The sequence below is a fragment of the Dietzia sp. DQ12-76 genome (assembly GCF_014145045.1).
Lineage (GTDB): Bacteria > Actinomycetota > Actinomycetes > Mycobacteriales > Mycobacteriaceae > Dietzia.
Window position 1 is genome coordinate 1 of record NZ_JAALDV010000259.1, and the last position, 5283, is coordinate 5283.

General features: G+C 70.5%; 6 protein-coding genes and 1 pseudogene. 4 read left to right on the forward strand and 3 right to left on the reverse strand.

Going from position 1 to position 5283, the window contains the following annotated elements; translation table 11 throughout:
* Positions 1-52: 52 nt before the first annotated feature.
* The 3 genes from G6019_RS09580 to G6019_RS09590 all read left to right on the forward strand — a co-directional run bounded on the left by G6019_RS09580 (position 53) and on the right by G6019_RS09590 (position 2754).
* On the forward strand, positions 53-1264 hold the full coding sequence (locus tag G6019_RS09580) for an acyl-CoA dehydrogenase family protein (RefSeq protein WP_182627493.1): 1212 nt from the start codon (positions 53-55) through the stop codon (positions 1262-1264).
* On the forward strand, positions 1261-1719 hold the full coding sequence (locus G6019_RS09585) for a hypothetical protein (protein ID WP_182612656.1): 459 nt from the start codon (positions 1261-1263) through the stop codon (positions 1717-1719). The genes G6019_RS09580 and G6019_RS09585 overlap by 4 nt, the downstream gene beginning before the upstream one ends.
* Positions 1720-1839: 120 nt before the next feature.
* The gene (locus tag G6019_RS09590; RefSeq protein ID WP_375292911.1) at positions 1840-2754 is read left to right on the forward strand and encodes an alpha/beta fold hydrolase; all 915 of its coding nucleotides are present in this window, start codon (positions 1840-1842) and stop codon (positions 2752-2754) included.
* 130 nt (positions 2755-2884) lie between these two features.
* Here the strand turns inward: G6019_RS09590 and G6019_RS09595 are convergent, their stop codons facing one another.
* The gene (locus G6019_RS09595; protein ID WP_107755281.1) at positions 2885-3358 is read right to left on the reverse strand and encodes a hypothetical protein; all 474 of its coding nucleotides are present in this window, start codon (positions 3356-3358) and stop codon (positions 2885-2887) included.
* A gap of 212 nt (positions 3359-3570) precedes the next feature.
* Between G6019_RS09595 and G6019_RS09600 the strand changes: the two genes are divergently transcribed.
* Positions 3571-4173 carry a maltokinase N-terminal cap-like domain-containing protein gene (locus G6019_RS09600; protein WP_107755282.1) on the forward strand — a complete coding sequence of 201 codons (603 nt, stop codon included), beginning with the start codon at positions 3571-3573 and terminating at the stop codon, positions 4171-4173.
* A gap of 60 nt (positions 4174-4233) precedes the next feature.
* Here G6019_RS09600 and G6019_RS09605 read toward each other — a convergent pair whose 3' ends face one another.
* Positions 4234-4785, reverse strand: coding sequence for a YceI family protein (locus G6019_RS09605; protein WP_182612654.1), 552 nt, complete (start codon positions 4783-4785; stop codon positions 4234-4236).
* Positions 4786-4903: 118 nt separating this feature from the next.
* Positions 4904-5283: pseudogene (locus G6019_RS09610) on the reverse strand (alpha/beta hydrolase); the annotation flags it as partial.

The window sequence follows — 5283 nt, forward strand, 5'->3', positions numbered from 1 at the left end:
GCCACCCGCCACCCGCCACCCGCCGACCTGACGCCCTGACCGAGAGGACCCGATGACCTTCAGCCTGGAACTGACCGAGGAGCAGCGCGAGCTACAGGACTGGGCCCACGCCTTCGCCGAGGAGGTGATCCGGCCGGCCGCCCGCGAGTGGGACGAGCGCGAGGAGACGCCCTGGCCGATCATCCAGGAGGCCGCCAGGATCGGGCTGTACGGCTACGAGATCATGGCGACCCTGCGGCAGGACACCACCGGCCAGTCCTACCCCATCCTCTGCGAGGAACTGTTCTGGGGGGACGCCGGGATCGGTCTGTCCATCATGGGCACCGGTCTCGCCGCGGCGGGGATCGCCTCGGCCGGGACGACCGAGCAGATCATCGAGTGGGTGCCCCGCTGCTACGGCAGCGAGGCCGACCCCGCGGTCGGCGCGTTCTGCTCGTCCGAGCCGGAGGCGGGGAGCGACGTGGGCAACATGCGCACCCGGGCCCGCTACGACGAGGCCGCGGACGAGTGGGTGATCTCCGGGCAGAAGGCCTGGGTGACCAACGGCGGCGAGGCCTCGGTGCTGGTGGTGCAGGCGGTCGTGGACCCGGATCTCGGGTCCCGGGGCCAGGCCGCCTTCGTGGTGGAGGCCGGGGCCGCCGGGATCGAGACCGGCTCCAGGATCAAGAAGCACGGTCTGCGCGCCTCGGCGACCGCGGACATCTTCTTCGACGACGTCCGTGTTCCCGGGTCGGCGCTGCTGGGCGGGAAGGAGAAGCTCGACGAGAAGCTGGCCCGCGCACGGGAGGGCGAACGGACCGGCGGGCAGGCGGCCATGGCCACGTTCGAGCGGACCCGCCCCACCGTGGGGGCCATGGCCGTGGGCATCGCGCGGGCGGCGCACGAGTACGCGCTCGAGTACGCCAAGGGCCGGGTGGTGTTCGGCCGACCCATCATCGAGAACCAGGCCATCTCGTTCCTTCTCGCGGACATGGCGGTGGAGATCGACGCCTCCCGCCTGCTGGTGCGCCGGGCGGCGTGGATGGGTGCGGCCGGGCACCCCATGGCCCGGGCCGAGGGGTCGATGTCCAAGCTCAAGGCCGGTCGGACGGCCGTCTGGGCCACCGAGCGCGCGATCCAGATCCTCGGCGGGGTCGGGTACACCCGCGAGTACCCGGTCGAGCGGATGCACCGCGACGCCAAGATCTACGACATCTTCGAGGGCACCGAGCAGATCCAACAGTTGGTGATCGCCCGCGCGATCTCGGGAGTGCGGTTGCCGTGACGGTCGAGGTGGTGCGGTCGAGCGTGGTCCGCGCCCCTCGGGACGAGGTGTGGGCACACGTGGTGACCGCGGAGGGGATCTGCGACGAGTTCCGGCCCCTCCTGCGGATGCGGATCCCGGCGCGACTGGCGGGGGCCTCGATCGCGGACGTGCCGCTGGGCCGGCCGCTCGGGCGCGCGTGGATCCTCCTGGGCGGGGTCGTGCCGCTGGAGTACGACGACCTGATGCTGGTCGAGCTCCGGGCCCCACGGTACTTCCAGGAGCGCTCGGTGCTCGGATCGTGTCGGGTGTGGGAGCACCGTCGCGAACTCGACCCGCTGGGGGACCACTCGACCAGGATCACCGACACACTGCGGGCCGTGCCCCGGACCCTGGTTCCCGGATCGGTCGTTCGAGTGCTGGTCGGGGCGCTGTTCGACCACCGGCACCGGCGCCTGGTGCGGACGTTCGGATGAGCATCCGGGCCGGATGTGATAGAGAGAACTGCTCGCCCGGCCCCGGATGGCGCACAATGGGCCGAGGTACTCCTGGCGACGAGGTACGGCGCGGAGACCATCCCCGAGGGGGAGTGCGATATGCGGAAACCCGAAATGCAGAAGACAGTGCTCCACGGTCGAGAACTCGCCTACCGCGAGTCCGGAGCCGGCGAGGGAAAGCCCACGCTGCTGCTCATCCACGGGATGGCGGGGAGCTCCGTCACCTGGCGTGAGCTGATACCCCGTCTGGAATCGAGATTCCACATCATCGCCCCCGACCTGCCCGGCCACGGGGAGAGTTCGCTGGACTTCGACGACTACTCACTCGGCGCCCTGGCCTCCGCTCTGCGGGACCTGCTGGTGGTCAAGGGCATCAGTCGCTGCACGGTGATCGGGCAGTCCCTCGGTGGCGGCGTGGCCCTGCAGTTCGTCTACCAGTACCCCGACTTCTGCGAGCGCATCACGTTGATCGGCAGCGGCGGCCTGGGCAAGGAGGTCACCTGGATCCTGCGGCTGCTCGCCGTCCCCGGCGCCGAACTGATCCTCACCGGGGCCGCGGCTCCGTTCCTGGTGGCCGCCGGGGACAAGGCCCGCGGGTTCCTCACCGGCAAGGGCGTCCGCGCGATCGCCCTCGAGGAGCCCTGGGCGGCGTACGAGTCGCTCGGCCGGCCCGGGCACCGACGCGCGTTCTTCAAGACCCTCCGCGCGGTCGTGGACAACAAGGGCCAGGCGGTCTCCGCCGGCAACCGGCTGTACCTCGCGGCGCAACTGCCGTTCCAGCTGATCTGGGGAGACCGCGATCCGATCATCCCCGTCTCGCACGGGCACACCACCCACGAGGCGATCCCCGGCAGCCGGCTCGCGATCGTGGAGGGCACCGGGCACTACCCGCACGTCGAGGACCCCGCCGCGGTCGAACGGATCCTCGTCGACTTCATGGAGTCGACGGATCCCGGTCACATCGACCACCAGCTGATGGGAGAGCTCGTCACCACCGGCGGCGAGAGCCCGTAGGGTCACGGGCCCGACGGGCACCCGCAGACGTGGCGGGCACCCACTGACACGACTCGGCCCCGGTTTCCTCCAGGGAAACCGGGGCCGGACCCGTGCAGTCAGGCGCCAGGGGCGTCAGGCGTGGGTCGTGTCAGGCGTCGGTCTCGACCGTGTCCTCGGCGACCGCGTCGTCGTCGCCGGTCTGGACATCGTCACCGGTGGTGGTGTCGTCGCCGACGGTGTCGTCGCCGTCGGTGTCACCGGGGACCTCGGCGGCGATGCCACGGAGGATGTCGACGGCGCCGGAGATGTCACCCGTCAGCGCGGTCGAGATGGCCAGATCGGCGTTCGCCTCGCACTCGTCGCCCGACAGGCCGGGGGCGACGGCGCCGACGGAGCCCAGGAAGTCGTACGCGGAGATCGTGCCGCACAGCTGCTGCGCGACCTCCGAGACCTCGGCGGGCGTCTCGACGTCGTCGAGGTCGGTCTCACCGGCCGTGGGGACACCCACCGACCCGCTGTCGAGGCCGTCGAGGCCGGGGAGATCGCTCTGCGCGGCGGCGAGGCCTGCGCCGGAGAAGGACAGGGCGGCGGCGGAACCGATGACGGCGATGGTCTTCTTCATGGTGGTCACCTTTCGATCGAGCGCCGGGTTCTCCCGGAGTCACGGCGGTGACCATAACGACGACGGGCGGCCGGTGCTGTGATCCGCATCACTCGGCGCTCGCGGGCGAGCAGGCAAAACGGCCGGTGCCCAGCAGTGACGGCGCCGGGACAAATTCTTCTTCATCTCGCCGACTGTCCGCCCCGCCGCGTCGCTACGGGGATGCTTACCTCATGAGTGGAACCGCCGAGATCTATGACGCCGTCCTCCGTCCGGGCAAGCTGGAGCTGCTCCGGGGATGGATCGGACACCAGTCCTGGTTCGACGGGGACCCGGCGCGAGTGGAGCAGGTGACCTCCTACCGGTTCGTCGACCCCGACGGCGAGGTGGGCATGGAGTCCTTCCTCGTCACGGACGGTGTCCGGACGTACCACGTCCCGGTGACCTACAGGGGTGCGGAACTGCCGGGGGCGCAGGACGCCCTGGTCGGGACGCTCGAGCACTCCGTTCTCGGTCGGCGCTGGGTGTACGACGCACCGGCGGACCCCGTGTACGTGTCGGAGGTGTTGCGGGTGATCAGCCATCGCGACACCGCCGCCGACCATCTGGCGGTGGCGGACGGCACCGTCTCCCCGTCGCCCGTCAATGTCCGGGGCGGCGGGGACGGCGCGTCCGGCGACTCGGAGACGGCTGCCGAACCCGAGGTCATCCGGCTCATCTCGGAGGAGAACGACGCCGAGGCGGACTGTCCGCTGATCGGCTCGCCCGGCACGCTCAGCGGGACCTGGCGAGACGCCGACGGCACGCATTCCGCCGTGTTCGTCGTCGTCGCGTGAGCACACCGCCCTCCACCTCGTACGAGGTGGAGGGCGGTGTCGTCCGGTAGGGGCGGGGGGTCAGGCCCGCTTGACGGCCGAGAGCTCGATCTCCAGGGTGACCTTCTCCGAGACGAGCACGCCACCGGTCTCGAGCGCGGCGTTCCAGGTCAGACCGAAGTCGCTACGGTTGATGACCGTGGTGCCCTCGAAGCCGGCGCGGAGGTTGCCGAAGGGGTCGGTGGCGGTGCCCGCGTACTCGAAGGGGATCGTCACGGACTTGGTGGTGCCCTTGATGGTGAGGTCGCCGGTGACGTCCACTCCGCCCGAGCCGTTGGCCGCGATCGTGGTCGAGCGGAAGGTGATCTCCGGGTAGTTCTCCATGTCGAAGAAGTCGTTGGACTTCAGGTGGCCGTCGCGGTCGGCGTTGCGGGTGTCGATCGACGAGGCGGTGATGACGACCTCGGCTGTCGCGGCGTCGATGCCCTCGGCGGGGACGGTGACCGTGCCGGTGTAGTCGTTGAACGACCCGCGGACCTTGGTGACCATCGCGTGGCGGGTGACGAAGCCGAGGCGCGTGTGGGTGGGGTCGATGTCCCAGGTTCCGGTGAGGTCGGTGAGTGTCGCGGTCATGGTGTCTCCTTCGGTGGCGCCCGACGAGACGTCGGGGCAACTGGTTGTTGTGTCACCTACAGTAGCGGCTCGATGGTGATGCGTCAACAAGAAGGTGAGAGGAGTCCGGAGCTGCCGGTCACCCCATCCGGCGCCGGAGGAAGTGCAGCGCGTGAGAGACCGCGAGGTCGTGACACGGACGGCCCGGGAAGAGGTCGAAGTGATCCCCCGGGTAGTGACGCACCTCGGCACGGGCGGCGAACGCCGCGGAACTCGCCGCGTGCGGCGGCGCACTCCGGTCCAGATCGGCGATCTGGAACAGCACGGGAGTCCCGGCGAGCTCCGCGGCCCTGGCTCCGGGGCGGAAGGATCCCAGCACCGCCCCGACCCCGCCGCCGATCTCGTTGCGCCAGCTCGGCCCCGCGAGTGAGCGGTAGGCCTTGTCGTACCCGTCCAGGGAGAGCACCGCGGTCGACCCCGGTGGTCCGACCAGGGGGACCAGCGGCTCCGACCGCCCCA

Excerpts from the sequence above, each read along its gene's own strand:
- G6019_RS09580 (WP_182627493.1), top strand. The coding sequence starts at position 53 with ATGACCTTCAGCCTGGAACTGACCGAGGAGCAGCGCGAGCTACAGGAC.
- G6019_RS09590 (WP_375292911.1), top strand. The coding sequence starts at position 1,840 with ATGCGGAAACCCGAAATGCAGAAGACAGTGCTCCACGGTCGAGAACTC.
- G6019_RS09595 (WP_107755281.1), bottom strand. The coding sequence starts at position 3,358 with ATGAAGAAGACCATCGCCGTCATCGGTTCCGCCGCCGCCCTGTCCTTC.
- G6019_RS09600 (WP_107755282.1), top strand. The coding sequence starts at position 3,571 with ATGAGTGGAACCGCCGAGATCTATGACGCCGTCCTCCGTCCGGGCAAG.
- G6019_RS09605 (WP_182612654.1), bottom strand. The coding sequence starts at position 4,785 with ATGACCGCGACACTCACCGACCTCACCGGAACCTGGGACATCGACCCC.